Source organism: Mesorhizobium sp. M7A.F.Ca.CA.001.10.2.1 (genome assembly GCF_003998575.1).
In the GTDB taxonomy this organism is placed as follows: domain Bacteria; phylum Pseudomonadota; class Alphaproteobacteria; order Rhizobiales; family Rhizobiaceae; genus Mesorhizobium.
Genome location: NZ_RZQY01000001.1, coordinates 1 through 17,080, shown reverse-complemented (window position 1 = coordinate 17,080; position 17,080 = coordinate 1). Strand labels below are relative to the sequence as shown.

At 57.6% G+C, this 17,080-nt stretch carries 17 protein-coding genes and 1 pseudogene; 6 read left to right on the top strand and 12 right to left on the bottom strand.

Features of this window, described 5'->3' with window-relative positions; genetic code table 11:
* Positions 1-154: 154 nt before the first annotated feature.
* The 12 genes from EN964_RS00090 to EN964_RS00035 form a co-directional block, all read right to left on the bottom strand.
* Positions 155-958, bottom strand: a complete 804-nt coding sequence (locus EN964_RS00090; protein WP_127268422.1) for an Effector protein NopP — start codon at positions 956-958, stop codon at positions 155-157.
* Between the two features lie 355 nt (positions 959-1,313).
* The gene (locus tag EN964_RS00085) at positions 1,314-2,351 is read right to left on the bottom strand and encodes an EscU/YscU/HrcU family type III secretion system export apparatus switch protein (protein WP_127268423.1); all 1,038 of its coding nucleotides are present in this window, start codon (positions 2,349-2,351) and stop codon (positions 1,314-1,316) included.
* The gene (gene sctT, locus EN964_RS00080) at positions 2,348-3,166 is read right to left on the bottom strand and encodes a type III secretion system export apparatus subunit SctT (protein ID WP_024505376.1); all 819 of its coding nucleotides are present in this window, start codon (positions 3,164-3,166) and stop codon (positions 2,348-2,350) included. The genes EN964_RS00085 and sctT overlap by 4 nt, the downstream gene beginning before the upstream one ends.
* An 8-nt stretch (positions 3,167-3,174) precedes the next feature.
* On the bottom strand, positions 3,175-3,423 hold the full coding sequence (locus tag EN964_RS00075; RefSeq protein ID WP_081714428.1) for an EscS/YscS/HrcS family type III secretion system export apparatus protein: 249 nt from the start codon (positions 3,421-3,423) through the stop codon (positions 3,175-3,177).
* A gap of 29 nt (positions 3,424-3,452) precedes the next feature.
* Complete coding sequence (sctR, locus tag EN964_RS00070) at positions 3,453-4,118, bottom strand: type III secretion system export apparatus subunit SctR (protein WP_029354851.1); 666 nt, start codon at positions 4,116-4,118, stop codon at positions 3,453-3,455.
* Positions 4,111-5,139, bottom strand: coding sequence for a type III secretion system cytoplasmic ring protein SctQ (sctQ, locus tag EN964_RS00065; protein ID WP_095769044.1), 1,029 nt, complete (start codon positions 5,137-5,139; stop codon positions 4,111-4,113). Before sctQ ends, sctR begins: the two co-directional genes overlap by 8 nt.
* An 89-nt stretch (positions 5,140-5,228) precedes the next feature.
* Positions 5,229-5,741 carry a hypothetical protein gene (locus tag EN964_RS00060; RefSeq protein WP_032899688.1) on the bottom strand — a complete coding sequence of 171 codons (513 nt, stop codon included), beginning with the start codon at positions 5,739-5,741 and terminating at the stop codon, positions 5,229-5,231.
* Complete coding sequence (gene sctN, locus EN964_RS00055) at positions 5,717-7,075, bottom strand: type III secretion system ATPase SctN (RefSeq protein ID WP_024505372.1); 1,359 nt, start codon at positions 7,073-7,075, stop codon at positions 5,717-5,719. Before sctN ends, EN964_RS00060 begins: the two co-directional genes overlap by 25 nt.
* Positions 7,072-7,695, bottom strand: coding sequence for a type III secretion system stator protein SctL (sctL, locus tag EN964_RS00050; protein ID WP_024505371.1), 624 nt, complete (start codon positions 7,693-7,695; stop codon positions 7,072-7,074). Before sctL ends, sctN begins: the two co-directional genes overlap by 4 nt.
* The gene (locus tag EN964_RS00045; RefSeq protein ID WP_268931266.1) at positions 7,692-8,378 is read right to left on the bottom strand and encodes a nodulation protein NolU; all 687 of its coding nucleotides are present in this window, start codon (positions 8,376-8,378) and stop codon (positions 7,692-7,694) included. Before EN964_RS00045 ends, sctL begins: the two co-directional genes overlap by 4 nt.
* Positions 8,323-9,186: a type III secretion system inner membrane ring lipoprotein SctJ gene (gene sctJ / locus EN964_RS00040; RefSeq protein ID WP_127248569.1), complete on the bottom strand. Its 864-nt coding sequence runs from the start codon at positions 9,184-9,186 to the stop codon at positions 8,323-8,325. The genes EN964_RS00045 and sctJ overlap by 56 nt, the downstream gene beginning before the upstream one ends.
* Positions 9,187-9,195: 9 nt before the next feature.
* Positions 9,196-9,705, bottom strand: a complete 510-nt coding sequence (locus tag EN964_RS00035) for a nodulation protein NolB (protein ID WP_024505368.1) — start codon at positions 9,703-9,705, stop codon at positions 9,196-9,198.
* 187 nt (positions 9,706-9,892) lie between these two features.
* On the opposite strand from EN964_RS00035, the gene EN964_RS00030 reads away from it, so the two are divergent.
* From EN964_RS00030 to EN964_RS38325, 6 genes and pseudogenes are all read left to right on the top strand, one after another.
* Positions 9,893-10,591 carry a secretin N-terminal domain-containing protein gene (locus EN964_RS00030; protein WP_024505367.1) on the top strand — a complete coding sequence of 233 codons (699 nt, stop codon included), beginning with the start codon at positions 9,893-9,895 and terminating at the stop codon, positions 10,589-10,591.
* Between the two features lie 301 nt (positions 10,592-10,892).
* The gene (locus EN964_RS00025; RefSeq protein WP_127267847.1) at positions 10,893-12,827 is read left to right on the top strand and encodes an HrpF/NolX family T3SS translocon protein; all 1,935 of its coding nucleotides are present in this window, start codon (positions 10,893-10,895) and stop codon (positions 12,825-12,827) included.
* A 1,057-nt stretch (positions 12,828-13,884) separates the two neighbouring features.
* Positions 13,885-14,229, top strand: coding sequence for a helix-turn-helix domain-containing protein (locus tag EN964_RS39325; RefSeq protein WP_084831489.1), 345 nt, complete (start codon positions 13,885-13,887; stop codon positions 14,227-14,229).
* 37 nt (positions 14,230-14,266) lie between these two features.
* Positions 14,267-15,604, top strand: a complete 1,338-nt coding sequence (gene glyA, locus EN964_RS00015; protein WP_063169266.1) for a serine hydroxymethyltransferase — start codon at positions 14,267-14,269, stop codon at positions 15,602-15,604.
* A gap of 57 nt (positions 15,605-15,661) precedes the next feature.
* Positions 15,662-16,837: a methionine adenosyltransferase gene (metK, locus tag EN964_RS00010; RefSeq protein ID WP_063169265.1), complete on the top strand. Its 1,176-nt coding sequence runs from the start codon at positions 15,662-15,664 to the stop codon at positions 16,835-16,837.
* A 100-nt stretch (positions 16,838-16,937) separates the two neighbouring features.
* Positions 16,938-17,080 (top strand): annotated as a pseudogene (locus EN964_RS38325) (adenosine kinase); the annotation flags it as partial.

Below are 17,080 nucleotides of genomic sequence, written 5' to 3'. Positions count from 1 at the left end.
CCACGATGCGCATCCGCAGTTTATTGTCTGGGAGATGGGCTGGATTGCTCGGCGGCGCTGGCGCTAAGGCGGGGCTGTCGCCGGACAATTAGCATTCACTGCCAACAGCCTTGCAACCGTCACCAGTTGCAAGGCTCGGCGGCGGGTCGACAAATCACATGAAATCGTCGTCGGACCCGCTATCGCTGCTGTCGCTGTCCTCGGTTTTGTGGAGATAGAGTGGAGGTTTGCCTGCACGCTGCCACTCACCGGCACTGTTCTTCGTCCATTTGTCGGGATGCTGCGTAGGGTCAAGCACCAGGTCGCCATGATCCACTTCAACAAACCCCATCGTCTGCGCGCGCGCTTGTGCTTCCGGATTAGCCGCACGCCAATTCAGCAACGGTCGGTCGCCGTCTATCCGAAGTTGATGCTCCAGCAGAATATCGCCCGCATTTTCGACGAGCGGATGGGCGACTTGAAGATCCACTATGGAAGTGACCTCAGTTCGACCAGGAAATTGTTCCCGCCAACTTTCCGATTCGAACTCGTTCATGCTGAATCCGCCTTCCATTCTCAGCAGTCCGGCACTCCGGTCTCCCAATTGGTAACTGAAATATCGCGCGTGCTCCGTATCTCGACGGATGCCATATTGCTGAGCAACGTCCGCGGTGCGCCTGGCTCGTGACGATACGAACTCTGAATACTCTTGAGGATTGTCGGCGATGTGCGTGATTTCATCACCATGAAATTGCCTCACCTGTCTCCTGAAGGAAGTCCTGTTGATCTCCACCACAGGAGGTCGGGAATTGAGGGAGTATGCTTGGGGAGCCGCCGATGATGAGGCGCCGCTACCTTCCGATCCGGATAAGTGCATTCGGGCAAATGTGTCCGCGAACCCTTCGCTTCCTGCATCCGCTTGCTCGCCGGCATTATGCGCGCGGTAACTATCGGATGAGCCACCAATTCGACCATACATGACGATTCGTACTCCTATGTTTCGCAACCGAGCTCAAGTTAGCACGGCTGTTCAACATAGGGCGCTTAGTTGACGACTAGCTGACGAGGGCATTCCAACGGCTGCACCAATCAAATCCGTACTGCCGGCCTCAAAACCTCGGACTGCGCCACGCACCGGCCAGCAGAGGCTGCAAGGTCATGCCCGGAGGACTTGCCGTAGTTGCTGGGTGGCAGATCCGAGGGGAGTGATTGCCCCAGGCCCGCGGTTGCGCGGTTGGCCTGACAGAGACACTGGGGCACGGATGGCCAGCCGACATTTGCCACTAGCATGGAGCCAGGTCAGTTTTGAACTGGCAGTCGTGGACTTCCAATGACTAGGCCAAGCCTGCGGCAAAGAATGCTTTCGCGACAGGCTGGAAATATTGCATAGGAACCGCGTGGCCGAGTTTTGTAGTGCCTATCAGCTGACGCGCTAAGACATGGTCATGGACGATCGTCAGGCGTAGTGCCCGCGCCTCGCTCAACACATGTGAAACGCGCTCACCTTCGGCACGGCAAACTAAGAACGGCACCCCGGTTTCACCGCGAACGTAACGCAGACCGATCAGGACCGCCCTTCCTGTTAAGACCAGCGTGGCGCGTTGCACGCCAAGCGCAGGCTCGTCGGCCGCCTCCTCGCGGATGCGACGCTGTTCACCTTTCAACTCTGGCGCTCCTTGCTGATCCTTCGACTCGCGCGTCACTTCGGTATTGGTCATGCGCATTTCGCGCAGATACAACGCGCGCTGGAGCAGGAGATCGATCAGTCCGCCGACCAGCAGTGCGCCGGCGCCAATTCCCATCAGCAATTTTGTCTCCATAAAGATGAGGCCAACACAGCCCATGCCGCAGATCGGCAGAGGGACCATTGTCTTCCACATCCCGAGAAGGACAATGGAAAAGGTTGCGCTGAGAACCAATACCTTGAACATGGTCTTGCAGACTTCGACCATGGAACGAGCAGACCCCAAGCGCTTCAGCCCTTCAAAGGGGTCAATTTTCTTAAAGCTGAGCTTCATCGGCTCCAGAGAGAAGACAAATCCACCATTGGCTAGCAGGCTGGCCAAAATCACCGCGGCGACGAGGGTTCCAAGCAGCGGGCCAACAGCCGCGACGGTGAGTTGGACGAGCACAACCAATGCCTGCGGCACCGCGGTATCGAAAGGTAGGCTCTGCAACTTGGTGGCTAATAGGAGCGCTTCCCGGCATTTGTCCTCGATCACGCTGCCTCTTAGCCAAAGGTAGCCGAGCCCAGCGCAAGTCCCGACCGCGCGGACGAAATCGGAGCTACGTGGCAGCTGTCCTTTTTTGCGCGCTTCACTTAACTTCTTCGGGCTGGCGGCGTGTGTCTTCTCTTCACTTGTGTCGCTCATGGCAGCAATTTGTCGAACCACTCCAGCACGCCGTTGGCACGTGTGACCTCCAGTTTCATGCTCTCCACCAGATAGGCAGCGTAGGTGACCATGAGAACTGGAAAGACAATGTTCTTGATTGCCGGAGACAGTTGGCTCGCCTTAAATTGCGGGGCAAAGCGACGCAGCAGCATCATCGATATATCAATCAGTATCAGGAAGAACACGACAGGCCCCGATACCAATAATGCCGTGCGCATTATGCTGTCGAGAAGCCCCAACAACTCCATTGCTCCTGGCCCGCTCAGTGTCGGGTGAAACTGATACACCGGCCAGATCAAGTAGCTGCGGTACAGGACACTGATCAAAGTTTCCAGGCCTCCTGATCCGACGAATATGGCAATCGCAGTGATCCCCAGAAAAACGCCCATCGCGGAAGCCTGACTGTTCGTCGCGGGATCGGCCGAAGCGGTCGGGCTGCTGATGCCGCGTTGGTTGTCGATAAGCTCCCCGGCAGCCTGAAGGCCCCAAAGCGGAATGCCAAGAAAAGTGCCAAGGAGTACACCGACAAAAACTTCCTTGAATCCGAGCAGGGTTAGCTGGATCAGGCGTGTATCAGGATCCAGCGCCGGCAATCCGCCACTGACATGTGCCAGGCATGGTAGTGCGAAGCCAACAGCCAAACAGCCCCGGATCAGCCCACTGATCTGCGAGCGTGTGAATACGGGAAAGATCAGCATGATGCCCATCGCGCGGGCTGCCCCAAGACCTGCCGCAACGACGAGTTCGAGAGCCGTCTGGATCAGAATTTGAATATCGGCCGATGGCGCGTCCATGGGGCGGACTAGTAGCTAAGTGTCATTGCGGGAAACTCGGTGAAGATCTGATCGGCTAGCTCTATGAGCGGGGCGCTTAGCACAGGAGCAAACAGCCCAATCACCGCGACAACGACCAGAAGCTTCACGGTGAGCGGCAAGCTTTCATCCTGGATCTGCGTCGCCGCCTGGAGGATGCCGATGACGAGGCCGACAACCACTGATGCAATGAGCGGCGGTAGAATCCAGATCATGAAAACCACCAGTGATTGGCTCATAAGAGTAATGATGCTGGATTCAGTGATGATCAGCCTCCCGGTAACGTATAACTCAGCACAAGCCCATGCATCAATTTTGACCAACCATCAATGGCAACAAACAAGAAGATCTTGAACGGGACAGATATAACAGTTGGTGAGACCATCGACATGCCCATCGCCATCAAGATAGTTGTCACTATCAGATCTATAACAATAAAAGGCAGATAAAGTAGAAACCCTATCTCAAATCCACGCTTCAATTCCGATAGCAAGAAAGATGGTACAAGTATTGCAAAGTCATCAGGCGTGGCTGCAGCGTGCATTTCCTCTGGCCAGACCTTTTCTGTCGAAGATAGGAAAAATCGCCGCTGCTCTTCATTTGTGAATTTCTTGAGATGCTCGCGCAAGGGCTCACTTCCGGCTTTAGCGGCGCTTACCCAGTCGTCGAATGTCTGATAGTGGAGCTTGGGATCCGACATGCGGTCATAGGTCTGCTCAGCAACGGGCGCACTAACGAACATAGTGAGGATCATCGCCGCGGCGTACAGCACCACATTGGGTGGTATGGTCTGGGTCCCGAGCGCATTGCGGACGAGGAAAAGAACAATTGATACCTTTACAAAGGCCGTTGTCGTGGCAACTGCTAAAACCAGCAGACCGAGTCCGGCGGTAACCGCAAGAAGCGCCAGGATTGTCGGCTGAGCTTCACTCATTGCATGCAAACCCGCCACGCAGCCTGATGCCCAGCTCTTCTCCGATGCGGACAATGTCGCCACGCCCGATACGCTGACCATTGGCCACTATGTCGACCGGGCCGTCGATCGGCCATCCAAGTTCAAAAATATGCCCTTCGCCGGCACTTCTTAATTCCCCAAGAGAAATAGGCCAGCGGCCGCATTCAAAGACAAGCACGATCTCGACATCGTCGAGATCCTTAGTAAGCTCCAGTTGCGATCCGGGTTGTGTCATATGCGCACTCTCCAAAGGACACGGTCGCGGGCGGAAAGGCCCCCGCAAGATTAATTCATCGCCGTCAAGATCCGCCTCGGCGCACAACTGGCCGACAGCTAGGGTGATCTGGCCGCGGCCGAACGGCGCAATATCGGGCAACAATGCATCACCGACACATGCGCTTCGAAGAAGCGCCGCAGGAAGGCGAAGCGTGCCGACCTCTCCTGCAACAATGAGCGGGAGCTCTGGAGGCAGCCCGCCCAGCTGCCGCGGCAACTGGGCAAGCAGTTCGCCTAGCGCGCGAAACGCAGGCGGTACTAAGCCGTCAAGTGGCGTGAACAGGAATAGACGGCCCTTGCCCTTGACCGCGCCGAAAATGATGTCGAGTTCAAGATGAGGAGCCAGCATCGTGGCTTCGCATACCCGCACGAGTTGCACGTTCAGACGCGTCGTCTCCTCCAGTCGAGTGACAAGCGGCTCCAGAGCGAGTTCGAGAATTAGCGAAGCAGTTGGCTCGGAAGGGAAGGCCAAGCCGTTCTGCACTGTCGTGATGAACTCCTCTACGAGCGGGCGCGACAGTGACAAGATGACCGTTTCGGCTCCCACTCTCCAGACGCAGTCAAGCATCGGAATGGCAGCAGGTTCCTGCTGCCAGACAAGCCCTGCCGTTCGCACCGATAGCGGCACCTCGTTGATCCGGCTTTGAAACGGCGTGCGCGGCGCTGCTGTATCATTGAGCCACGAGACAACCGTGTGGGACAGTTTCAGAACTGGTTCGAACATGGCGGGTGTGACCGCAGCGCCTATCAAAGACTGCACGGTCGTGTCATTCGGACGACCTCTTGCGACCGTCGGATCCGGTTGCGCGGCATTTAGGCAAGCGACCCCCTCGCATATTTCAGCAGTATCTCATCGTCGGCCTCGATCTCGGCTGCGGCCTCCGAATGAGTCTCGACGGCGCGCCGCACGTCGTCCTCGATTTGTTGCCATTTGTCCCTTGCCGCCGAACATATGACCCATAGCTCCCTCGTCCTGGACGCCGCCATCTCAGCCTCCTCTTGAGCGATTTGGGTATCATCAAGCATCTGCCGTCTGGAATTGATCTCAGCGGCAAGTTGTTCAGTGTGAAGGCGGTGACGGTCGAGCGCTGCGCTAGACAAGTTGTCGAGTGACATCAGATGCTGATAGAGCGCTGCTTCTTTTCTTGAACAATGTTGCTGTATCATTGCAAGCTCCCTAGAGGCATTTTGTACGGCTGAGGCGGCCACATCGCGCTGGGCTTCCTTCTTGGACAGCTCGCCAAGGGCACGACGCTCTTGCATTTCCTTCAGAAGCCGTAACCTCGAAGACTGAATCCAGTTTACGCGGTCAGACGCGACATCCATGCGACCGTCTCCTCGAAATCTGACGCGTCATCTTCGCTCTGGCGCAGAAACTCCCTCAGTTCGTCGATTGACGCGACAGCCCGGTCAGTCAGGGGATCTCCACCTGGCTTGTATTCGCCAACATTGATCAAGAACTCGGTCTCGGCATAGCGCGACAGGAGCTCGCGGAAAATGGATGCTGCCTTGCGATGTGTCCCCGAAACGACTGCATCCATGACGCGGCTGCGACTCTGCAGCACATCAATAGCGGGGAAATGCGATCGCGCCGCAATAGCGCGTGAGAGGATGACATGGCCATCGAGAATACCACGCGATTCCTCGGCGATTGGATCACCCGTGCCATCACCCTCTACAAGCACCGTATAGAAGGCCGTGATTGAGCCCCGCTCACCCATGCCGGCGCGCTCGAGCAGGCCTGGCAGCATGCCAAAAACGGAAGGAGGAAAGCCCCGTCGCGTCGGCGGCTCACCCGCAGCAAGGCCTATTTCGCGCATAGCGCGGCAGAAGCGCGTCAGCGAATCCAGCATGAGAGCAACGCGTAGGCCTTGATCTCGGAAATATTCCGCGAGCGCAGTCGCCATCGGAGCGCATTGCGCACGCTCTACCGCCGAGCGGTCGGATGTTTCAACCACGACGACTGTACGGAGAAGGCCCTCTTCACCAAGATTCCTTTCGATGAATTCACGAACTTCCCGTCCACGTTCGCCTATGAGCGCCACTATGACGACGTCAGCGGCGGCACCCTTTACGATCTGTGACAACAGCGTCGACTTGCCACCACCTGGCTCGCCATAAATCCCGATCCGCTGGCCCTCGCCGCACGTCAGCAGACCATCGAGGACACGGACCCCAAGCGGGAATGGCCGCTCAATCATGCGCCTCGTCATCGGATTGGGGGCTCTGCCATGCAGGGGCCGAGTTTCGACGGTCTTGATTTCGCCTTTGCCGTCCAATGGGCGGCAACGACTGTCGATCACGCGACCGAGCAAATCGCCGCCGACGGGCACCTCACGCATTCGGCCAGTGGCCACGACCTCTGCGCGGCTGGATAGGCCCACCAAGTCCCCGATCGGTGTCAGCAATACACCATCACCCGACAGGCCGATCACCTCGGCCTCGAGCGACAGCCCGGTTCGCGGGTCCTCTAGGAGGCAAAGTTCCCCAATACGAGTGTCTGGCAAGACGGCATGAACCAGTGTGCCGATAGCCCGCGTGATCCGACCGCGCACCGCACGCGTGTCAATTCGCTTGGCCGCAGCCCTCAAAGACGAGATTGCTGGAACGAGAGCTCGAGTGTCGGCGTCAGCGTTATGTTCTGGGACGGGCTTTCTCATAGCTCGCCTTTCTCACAGAGCGTCCCGAAACCAAGGCGCAGCGCGCGCATCTGGGCGTCAAGTCCAAGGTCAACATTGCCGTACTCGCTCCACAGCACGCAGCGTTGCGGCGACAATGTCGGGTCGGGCTCGATCCGCACCCTTGGTCGACCATCCTGGCCGTCGCATCGAGCAAACTCTCGTGCAAGCATGTCGACTTGCATGGGAGAAACATGAAGGCAAACGTCGGCGCCGCTGTATTGACACTCTATGGCGTGACGAACAGCCCTCACCAATAGCTCGCCCGGATCGAAAGCGCCGATAAGATCGCTCAATATTTCCATCACGAGCTGCGGCAATTCCTGCTCCAGAGCCGCCTTTCGTCGCGCGATTTCGGAGATTGTCTCCGCAATCAACCCTGCCATCTCCTCGGTGCCTGCATTCGAGCCCTCCATGTGGCCGCGCGCCCACGCCCGCTGGTAAACCGCGCGTGCCCAGTTTCGAACGCGCTGCCGATGCCGTTCTGCCGCGGCAAGGGCTTGCGCGGCGCTGTGCCAGGTTTCGAGCTCGCTCGCGGGTATCAGTGGTCCGACTGGACGCATCTGCGGCGCTATTGGCCCCTCGGAAAGTTCGACTGTCATTTCACCGGGGTCTCTGTCTCAAAATGAGCTACTACAAGTGAAAGCAATTGGCCGGCGGCGGTCCAATGCTCAGGTGCTGGAGTCTCCGCGGCAGTCCCCTCGGGCAATCGAAGAAGCACGCGGTTACGCTCGGTAGCTGAACTGTCCTGGAGCCAAGCCCCAAGACATGCGTGTCCATCGTATTCGATTTGCTGAGCGAGTTTTTCTGGGTCCGAGATCAGTCTTTTGTCAACAGCATGCAGCAGGTGTCGGATTCCGAATGCGTGTGCCTCCACGCCGATGCGTTTAACAAGGATGGCAAGCTCAGGCTGAGAGACAAACGCGACCAGCGAACGGGCATGCCAGATACTACCAGCAAGAAGGGCCGCTCGATATGGATCATGCCCGCGTAGAAGGTCCGGCCTGCAGCCGATGTGGTTCAGATCCACGTCATCGTTGCCCAGCAATTCTGCCAGCCTTGGATGCAGTCTGGAACACTTCTGCAACTTCACTAACGTTTCGGCCGATAACGCTGGATCAAGACGCGCCGCAAGACGGGTTGGATGGGCCGAAGCCGCAAGCTCGCTCGCGCCCGGAAAGTGCGGACCATCAGGTCGGGCGGTCTGTATAGGCATTGGCAATGAGATGTCACCCACGTCCAATTGCAGGCATTCTTTTGCGAATGGCCTCGACAGCAGAAGCATCCCGGCGCCCCTCGACCTTGGAAACGCCGGTTGATTGCTTGCGCCGACGCGTAACAACGCCGATCAAGAGATAACAGGCCACGCCGAATACGGCTGCGGCAAAACCTGTTACGGTCGCCAGAAGTGGCGCAGGAAGAGGTAGTGATGCTTGTGGCAAGACAGCAGTCGGATCGGGCCGTTGCTCGTGTGCGGACCGTTCTACCGGCACCAAAACCACTTCCACCTTATCGTAGGACAGGCCTTCGATGCTGTCGGCTACAAGCATCTTTATCTTTGGCAGCAGAGCCGCGACATTTGTTTTTGCGTCGTGCCTGATAAACACCGAGGCCGAGGATGGCGTGGCACCGGCTCGCACAAGGTCGTTATGCGGCAGCACGACGTGAACACGTACAGAAAAAACGCCATCGATATCGCTGATCGTCCGCGACAACTCTTCGCTCAGGGCATACACGTAACGGGCACGCTCTTCGGTCGGCGAGGCAATCAGGCCTGATCCTTGGAATATCTCACCGAGGTTCTTGAAGGATTGGCGCGGCAGCCCCTTGGCGTTCAGAAGGTTGATTGAGAAGGCGAGCAGCTTTTCGTCAACCTGGATCGTGCTGGTTCCATCCTTGGCGACCACCCGGATCGCGGCGACCCCGTTGTCTTCAAGAAGTGCGAGCATTTCATTTGCCTCACGCTCTTGCAATTGCGTGTAGAGGTCGGCTTTGCAAGCAGTGAGGGCGACGAGAACTGGCAGCATGACAAGTCTAACCGACCGCCACCCTGACAGGCCACGCATGATTTCGCCCTCGGCCAAGCCAATCATGCGCGCGGTTCAGCCTTCCTTCAAAAGTTTATTCACGGATGATGTGACGCCGCTGACGCCTTTGGAGATAAGCGCCACCTGGGTGACGCCGTTGTAAACATCCCGAAGACCAGCCATCATCGTTTCGAAGTCTTGCCCTTGTTGGGGAATGCCCGAGATTCCGGTTCCCGCCTCACCTGGAACGGGAAGCTTCTGCGCCGGTCCCGGTAGAGCGCCCTTCGAAAGGGCTATGTCATGGTCGAGCGCGGGGAAGGAAACAGTGTTGTGTGGATATAGGGAGGAAATCGTCTGCAACACGCGATCGCCCATGCCGCTCGTCGGCGCAGCCGCGCGCTGAACATCCATCGCCGCAGCAACTGGCGCCGCACTCGCTGGCCCCGCGGCGGCATCGTTTTTCAGCGAGTCGGCTGCATGCCCTAAGGCGCGCTCAAACTGGGCCTGCTCGACAATCGACGGTGATCCGACCCTGGGGAGGCCAGCCGTTAGAGTGGCAGAGATCGACGTGACAGGCATCATCATGTAAGGACTCGGTTGCTCTCTCTGACCGGGCGAGCCCCGCCCATTCATCACCCGGTGTCGGCGCAACACTCCTAGGGGGGCAAGCTGACAACAAGCTGACTAACGGCGGCGTCATTTCGACAATCTAAAATCTCTTCGGCAATTTAGTCACTTGTGATGATTTCAGCGTTTGGTTTATCAGTGCGACATGCCGAGAACGCTTATCCAACCCGTCACCCTGCATGTTTTGAGACTTCTTTGTGCCGGGTTTTTTCTGTCCACCGGGATTCACCCGGCGCATGCAGTCCCGCTGTCCCTTCCGGCGACACCCTATAGATACACGGTTCTGGATCAGGAGCTCGCTGCAGCGTTGCAGGAATTCGGCAACAACCTGAATATCAGGGTCAACATCAGTCCTGCGGTGAAGGGGCGAATTCGCGGACGTATGCCTGATTTGCCACCGCGCGCGTTCCTCGACCGCTTGACGAACCTTTACGGTCTACAATGGTACTATGACGGCCTTGTGCTCTATGTGTCTGCTGCACAAGAGTCGCAAACTCGAATGCTTTTGATGACGTCGATTCGCTTCGATGCGTTCAAGGGGGCTCTCGACAAGCTTGATATCTCCGACGAGCGCTATGTGGTCAAACCCGTGCCAGGCAATGGCCTCGTCTTCGTTTCCGGTCCACCGCGCTTCGTCGCACTCGTGGAGCAGACCTTTAACGGCTTGGTGGCGCAGGCGCAGGCGCAGACTCACATAGCGGCAACGCCAAAGGAATCAGTGCTGATCTTGTTTCGCGGCTCCTCCACTACGGTCGTTCGCGACGGACGACCGGATGCTTCTTATTCTTCTGACATCCCACAACAGGATAGCGTTGGCGGGAAGCCTGAGCTGGGCAAGAAATGAACATTGAGGATTTCCCGCAGCTCTGAAGAACATGACTGCGGCTACCCTTTTGTGAACTCTTCGCAAACTCGTCAGTTTCTCGAAAGCTAATCCGCTCATGATGAGTCCCGGCAGCTCTCGCGGTGACTCCGGCCATTGTGTTGGACCGAACCTTGGAGCCGGCCCGGAACACAGCAATTGAAGGCAGGGCAGGCGCATTCGTGACCTGCCGACGCTTGGAATTGTCGAATTTTGTGAAACGCAAGGGATCTTCTGTCGGGGTCTCTTGTGGGGATTTCAACGTCACGTCTGAGGATGCATAATGTCGGCCAGTAATCTTTCAACTTTCTACCGCTCAAATTCGCTACAGTCCGCAAGGGGTTGGCCGGGCCTGAAAGTTTCCCATTTTGCGACCCAGCATCAGCAAAGTGCATCGTGCTTCGAAGCGATGCTGTCCACTTGTGTGCTGGCAGACAAGCCCGGCTCTTTCGCGCAAGGGGATCTGCCAGCGTCGAATCTTGATTCGACAATGGATAAATTGCGGCAGGACCCTTTGGGCCATCTGGCACCGGATGTCTTGACATTGAATGGCTTGGAGCAACACCCACTGGATCAGCTGCCGCCAAATATGAGGGCGGCTCTCAAGGAGGACCAATCGCAACGCTCCAAGGCGACTGAAGCCCAACATCTGCTCGGCGTCACTCCGAAGATCGAGCCGGCTCCCAGGGCGAGCCCCGGAATCACGTGGAACGGTGGGTCGCTGACCACGGCTGAGTTGCAGATTGTTGCGGTACTCAACCGTCACAAGGACCAATGCCCGCTTACTTGGAAGTCGTTGACCGACAAAGCCAATGATCCCTCTACGCCACCGGATCTTAAAGCGGCGATCCAGGGACTGCAGCAGGATTCGGGACTTTTTTATGCGATTGGCTCGCAGGGCGACGGCCGCTGTGGAGGCAAGATCAACGCCAAGGACTTGGCCGGATTTTCAAACCACCACCCACAAGTTGCTGCATTTCAGGAAGCCCAAGCGCGAAGCTACGAGCAGAACTACATACCATCCGACGGCAGCGGAGGTTTGCAGCCTTCGGTCATGACCTTGAGCGATGCCTTGCGGGAGTTTTACCGGTACTCCGAAAATCTGTCCAAGGACCTGAGTCTGGATGAGTTCAAGAAAATGGTCGGCGGCGAATCGAAAAACGGCAAATTTCCGCCCCAGGTCATTGCGGCGGCGCAATATTTCCTCGATCACCCCGATGCTTGGAACCAGTTGTGCGGTGGCTCGAAAGGGAAGATGCACAAAGAGGATTTCCTGCAAGTCGCCTCATCGTCGATGAGCCTCACGCAAACTGAGCTGAATACGGTCGAGATGATCAAGGACCATCAGGACACGTTCTTTGGAAGCGGTGTTCTGACTCGCGACAAACTGGCGAAAATGAAAGACGACAAGAGCCTTGATCCGAAAGTGCGGGAAGCAGCCTCTCAGCTCCTTTCAGATCCTCTTTTGTTTGGCCTCCTGAACAATTCGATCACGGGCTATAAGACCCATCATAAATTCTTCGACTTTGGCGGCGGGCATACGGTTGATTCCGGCAATATCAGCAAAAAAGACTTTGCCCATTTTTGCACAAACATGTCGTCTGCGAACCGCAACGTTCAGCAGCCAATCACCCACGGCGCCCAAACCGCAGAAGAGCAGAATGCCGTCGCGGACATGAAGATGGGCCTGATGGACCAGCCTGACATTAAGTCAGCCAAAAAGAACGGCGGGGCCGTCATGCACGTCGTCGACTCCGTGCTCAAAATCGAGACGAAAGTGCTCGACTTGGCGGCAACGGCGGTGGGACTGCTCAGCTTCATTCCGGGCCTCGGACAAGTAGCCGATCTTGCCTCGATGGTTCTCGAGGCTGAGTCGCAAGCAGCCAATCTCCTGCGTACGGCCATTAATGGAGGCGATATGAAGCGAGCGCTGGAGGAAGCTGGCCTCAATATGGCCGCGCAGGCGATCGGCCTTATCGCAGGCCCCGAGGTCAAGCTGGCCATTCGAAATGGGCTCGTAAAGCACCTGATGGAAGAGGCCTTGGCGGCAGGCATTGATCTTTCGGTCTCGACGGCGCAGGACTACGCAGAAGGCTATGTGAATAACCTCAAAGCGCGCCTTGCAGGCGGCCCTGAGCAAAGCCTAGGCCTTCCGAGCATGCCATCATTCCAGAGTGTGGCAAGCAATGTGCCCTTCGTCGGCATTGCCTTATCCTAGCCGTCGCCTTGCGCGGAAGCTTTGGCTCGCGCGCTGACATAAGGGTCATTGTGGCACAAGCAGGGGTTCATCCGCATCAACGCAAGCGGTGTTCCTGACGCCATCTGGATCGGACTGTGAGGGGGATGTCCGAAGTCTGTGAAGGCTTCGGTATATGACGACTTCAGAGTTACGCTGAGCCCAGCCATCTCGAGCCGGTGCGCCGGGTCGAGGTTTTCACGGGCGCCGGCCGGTAGCGGGAATGGTCTCCGGAAGGCACGGCGCGGATGGTGGCGGAGCGGCGCAGCCGAAGGAACGGCTGTCGCGCGCCCAGGGCGGCCTCCCGAACAGCAGACGATGATCTCCTGCCTTGGGCCTATATCCTTGTGCCCACGCTCAAGGCAGTCGGCTGAAAACAGCGCTGATTTAAAACAGCATTATCCTGCACTGCACCCTCGATCCTTGCGCTCACCGATCGCTCGTCGACACGCACGCGGTCAAGTCGTTATCGGCGCTATGCCGATGGGCTTCGAGAGCAAGGTGGACGCTGAGCGGTGCGTCAGCCTCAGGGCGCGGCTGGCCAGCTTTGGGTCTCACGCTCTATGACGGCAACACCCGGCTGATCCACTTGGCCTGTTCGCGGGCTCCCGGCAGCGGCGCGGAAGCCACGGTCCGCCTTCCTCGGCTTCAGGCCAAAGATACCGCAGCATGCTCCAGAGCTATGTCTGCCGCCTTCGCCCCATCGTCGCTGGTCATGTGGAAAGGACAAGCAGGCTACGCACCCTATAATCCCGTCGGGCAGGATTCGACAGTCGACGGCGAGACATTCGCCAAACCTCCCCCTTGATTCTCAGCAACGTTAAAAAAAATTCACATAATGTTCGTGAGTGTAGTCTCCTGTCAGGTGGTACATTAGCCCCAATATCTGGCGTCTTAGTCGTAGAAAGGACTGTGATCTATCTTCCATTAGCATCCATACCAGCGGATTTACAGCAAATGACGAGAGAGGTCTCATGCGGATTGATGGGGATAGAAGGGCTAGCGGCTTGCTGCATCCCGTCCGGGTTGATGCCAACCAATGTTGACACTGGTAAATCGCCTAAGGACGGCAGCGCATCTTGATCGCCTTCGAATCCTGGGCCTTTGCGCGCATGCGGATCTAACCGTCGGCGAGCTGGCCGATATTACCAGTCTGCCTCGCGAGCAGGTTCGACGCCACGTTCGGCGGCTGGTCAGAGCCAACTTTCTTTGCTGCAACGAACAACGTCCGCAGTCTTCGTACCATATGCAAGCAGGAGGCAAGGATGGCGGGCTGGCTCAATTGGTGGTCGATCTCCTGCCCCACGATGATGGCCATCATAAAAGAGACCTACAACGCCTGGAAGCAATACAAGACGCGCGGTTGAAGGGACCGCCTGCTTGATCGTGAAATAGATCAGTCCAAATGGAGCGCGACTACCATGGATAACTCCGCCGGCGGCGCCATCGCGCAGCCCGACACTTACGGGCGGCCTCACTTAGCCGCCGTCGACTCCCGCGTTCACGAACTGCTTCTAAGACAGGAGCGTCAGGAGCGGACAACTCTCAAACTGATCGCCTCCGAGAACTTTGCCTCCTCGGCGGTGTTGGAAGCGACCGGGTCGATTTTCACCAACAAGTATGCCGAGGGATACCCCGGTGCGCGCTACTACGCCGGAAACGAGATCGTCGATGAGCTTGAGACCCTCGCGATCGAGCGCCTGAAAGCGCTATTTGGCAGTGAACACGCCAACGTCCAGCCTTATTCAGGCTCGCCAGCCAACCAGGCTGTCTATCGCGCGCTTTTGAGCCCCCGTGACAAAGTCATGGGCTTGCCTTTACCCGAAGGCGGCCATCTGACTCACGGTTGGTCCGTCAATTTTTCCGGCAGCGATTATCAGCGCGTCCCGTACAGGCTGCACGAAAAGACACAGCAAATTGACTATGACCACTTGCGCGAGACCGCCAAGCGGGAACGCCCGAAGCTAATTTGGGTCGGCGGAACTGCTTATCCGCGTATTTTTGACTACGCGGCCATGGCCGAAATTGCTTCGGAGGTGAACTCGTATCTGGTGGCTGACATCGCCCACATCTGCGGCCTGGTTGTCGCAGGAGTGCATCCGAACCCCGTGTCCCATTGCGATGTGGTCACCAGCACCTCTCACAAGTCGATCCGCGGTCCCCGGGGTGGCTTCATTTTATCAAGGAATGAAGACCGTTATCAGCCCCTCCATCATCCGAAGAGCAAACACAATCTGGCCAAACGTATAGACCGCGCCGTGTTCCCTCTTCTGCAAGGCGGACCGCACATGAATACTATCGCCGCGCTTGCCGTCGCTTTGCAGGAAGCAGCGAACTCGTCCTTTCGTGTCTACGGTCAGCAGATCGTCCACAACGCCAAGGCTCTGGCCCAGGCACTTCTGGAGCGAGGTTATGAACTCGTCACCGGGGGCACTGACAATCACATGCTGATCCTTGATCTTCGGGACCGGTCGCTGTCAGGCAAAGCCTATGCGGAGCGCTTATCGCGTGCAGGCATCATTGCGAATTTCAATATGGTCCCGGGCGACCGGCGGCATCCGGCGCTGACAAGCGGCATCCGCTTAGGGACACCAGCGGTGACGTCCATGGGCATGCGCGAAACGGAGATGGTGCAGATCGCCGCTTTCATCGACTCGGTCTGCCGCCAGCCCGATGACCAGGAAGTTCATGCGAGCGTACGAAGAGACGTTGCCGACTTCTGCACTGCGTTCGATGTTCCCGGCATCCCCGACCGATAAGCCACCCCAATCCAGAAACTCCTCACTAACTCCAGCACTTGAAGCGAGGGCATTTTTATGACCAGGCAGTTCGTGTTCTCTTCCGAATCCGTCGGCGCGGGACACCCCGATAAGATGGCAGACAACATCTCCGATGCCATTCTCGATGCGGTCCTGCGCACCGATCCGAAGGCGCGCGTCGCCTGTGAAGTGTTGGTGAAGACGGGGATGGTCGTTGTGGCTGGCGAGATCACCAGCCATGCCCACATCGATTACAGCCAAGTCGCCCGCGATACGATACTCGATATTGGCTACGACGATGATGCGATTGGCTTTGATGGTCGACGTTGCGCCGTCGTTCTGGCCCTCACCGAGCAGTCGCCCGACATAAGCCAGGGCGTTGATGAAGGACGAGGGCAGGATCTCGGGCAAGGGGCAGGGGATCAGGGCATCATGTTTGGATTCGCATGCAACGAGACGGATACATTGATGCCCCTGCCGATCCAACTCGCTCACCATTTGACGAAAAGACAGGCCGAGGTCCGCAAAGCGGGACAGCTTGGCTGGCTGCGTCCGGACGTGAAATCTCAAGTGTCGGTACGCTACGAAGGGCTCCGCCCGGTGGCGCTGGATACCATAGTCCTGTCAACGCAGCATGACGAAGCGGTCTCACAAGCCACGGTCCGCGAAGGCGTCATTGAGGAGATCATAAAACCGGTCCTGCCGGCCCACCTGGATACTTCGGGGATCAGATTTCTGGTCAACCCAACAGGGCGGTTCGTGGTCGGTGGGCCTGCCGGCGACTGCGGCCTCACAGGACGGAAGATCATCGTCGATTCCTACGGTGGGACCGGGCGTCACGGCGGCGGTGCCTTTTCGGGCAAGGACCCATCCAAGGTTGACCGCTCGGCGGCCTATGCCGCCCGGTATGTCGCGAAGAACATCGTTGCCAGCGGCCTTGCGGAGGTCTGCGAGGTTCAGCTTGCCTACGCGATCGGCGTGGCCAGTCCGGTTTCTGTCATGGTCAATACCTTCGGAACCGCAAGGATCGAGGAAAAAAGGATCGAGCGCCTTGTTCTCGAGGTTTTCAATCTCCGACCGAAAGGCATCATCAAGATGCTTGATCTCTTACGGCCGATATACCGCAAGACGGCGACATACGGACACTTCGGGCGTGAAGAGCCTGAGTTCACTTGGGAGAAGACGGACAAAGCTGACGATTTGCTGCGTGAAGCCGGACCGGCAGCTGCGTGAGGGCGGCTGGATCAAGCGCATGCGGCAACCCATTCCAACTCGCGAGACCACGCCCGGCCGGCGTGGCAAGAAGCCGGCTCGGGTTTTGGCGGAGATTTTGATGCCGGATTATGACGTGCTTTGCATCGGCAATGCCATTGTCGACATCATCGCCCAGTGCGACGAGGAATTCCTCGAGACCAACGGCATCATCAAGGGCGCGATGAACCTCATCGACACACAACGCGCCGAACTGCTCTACAG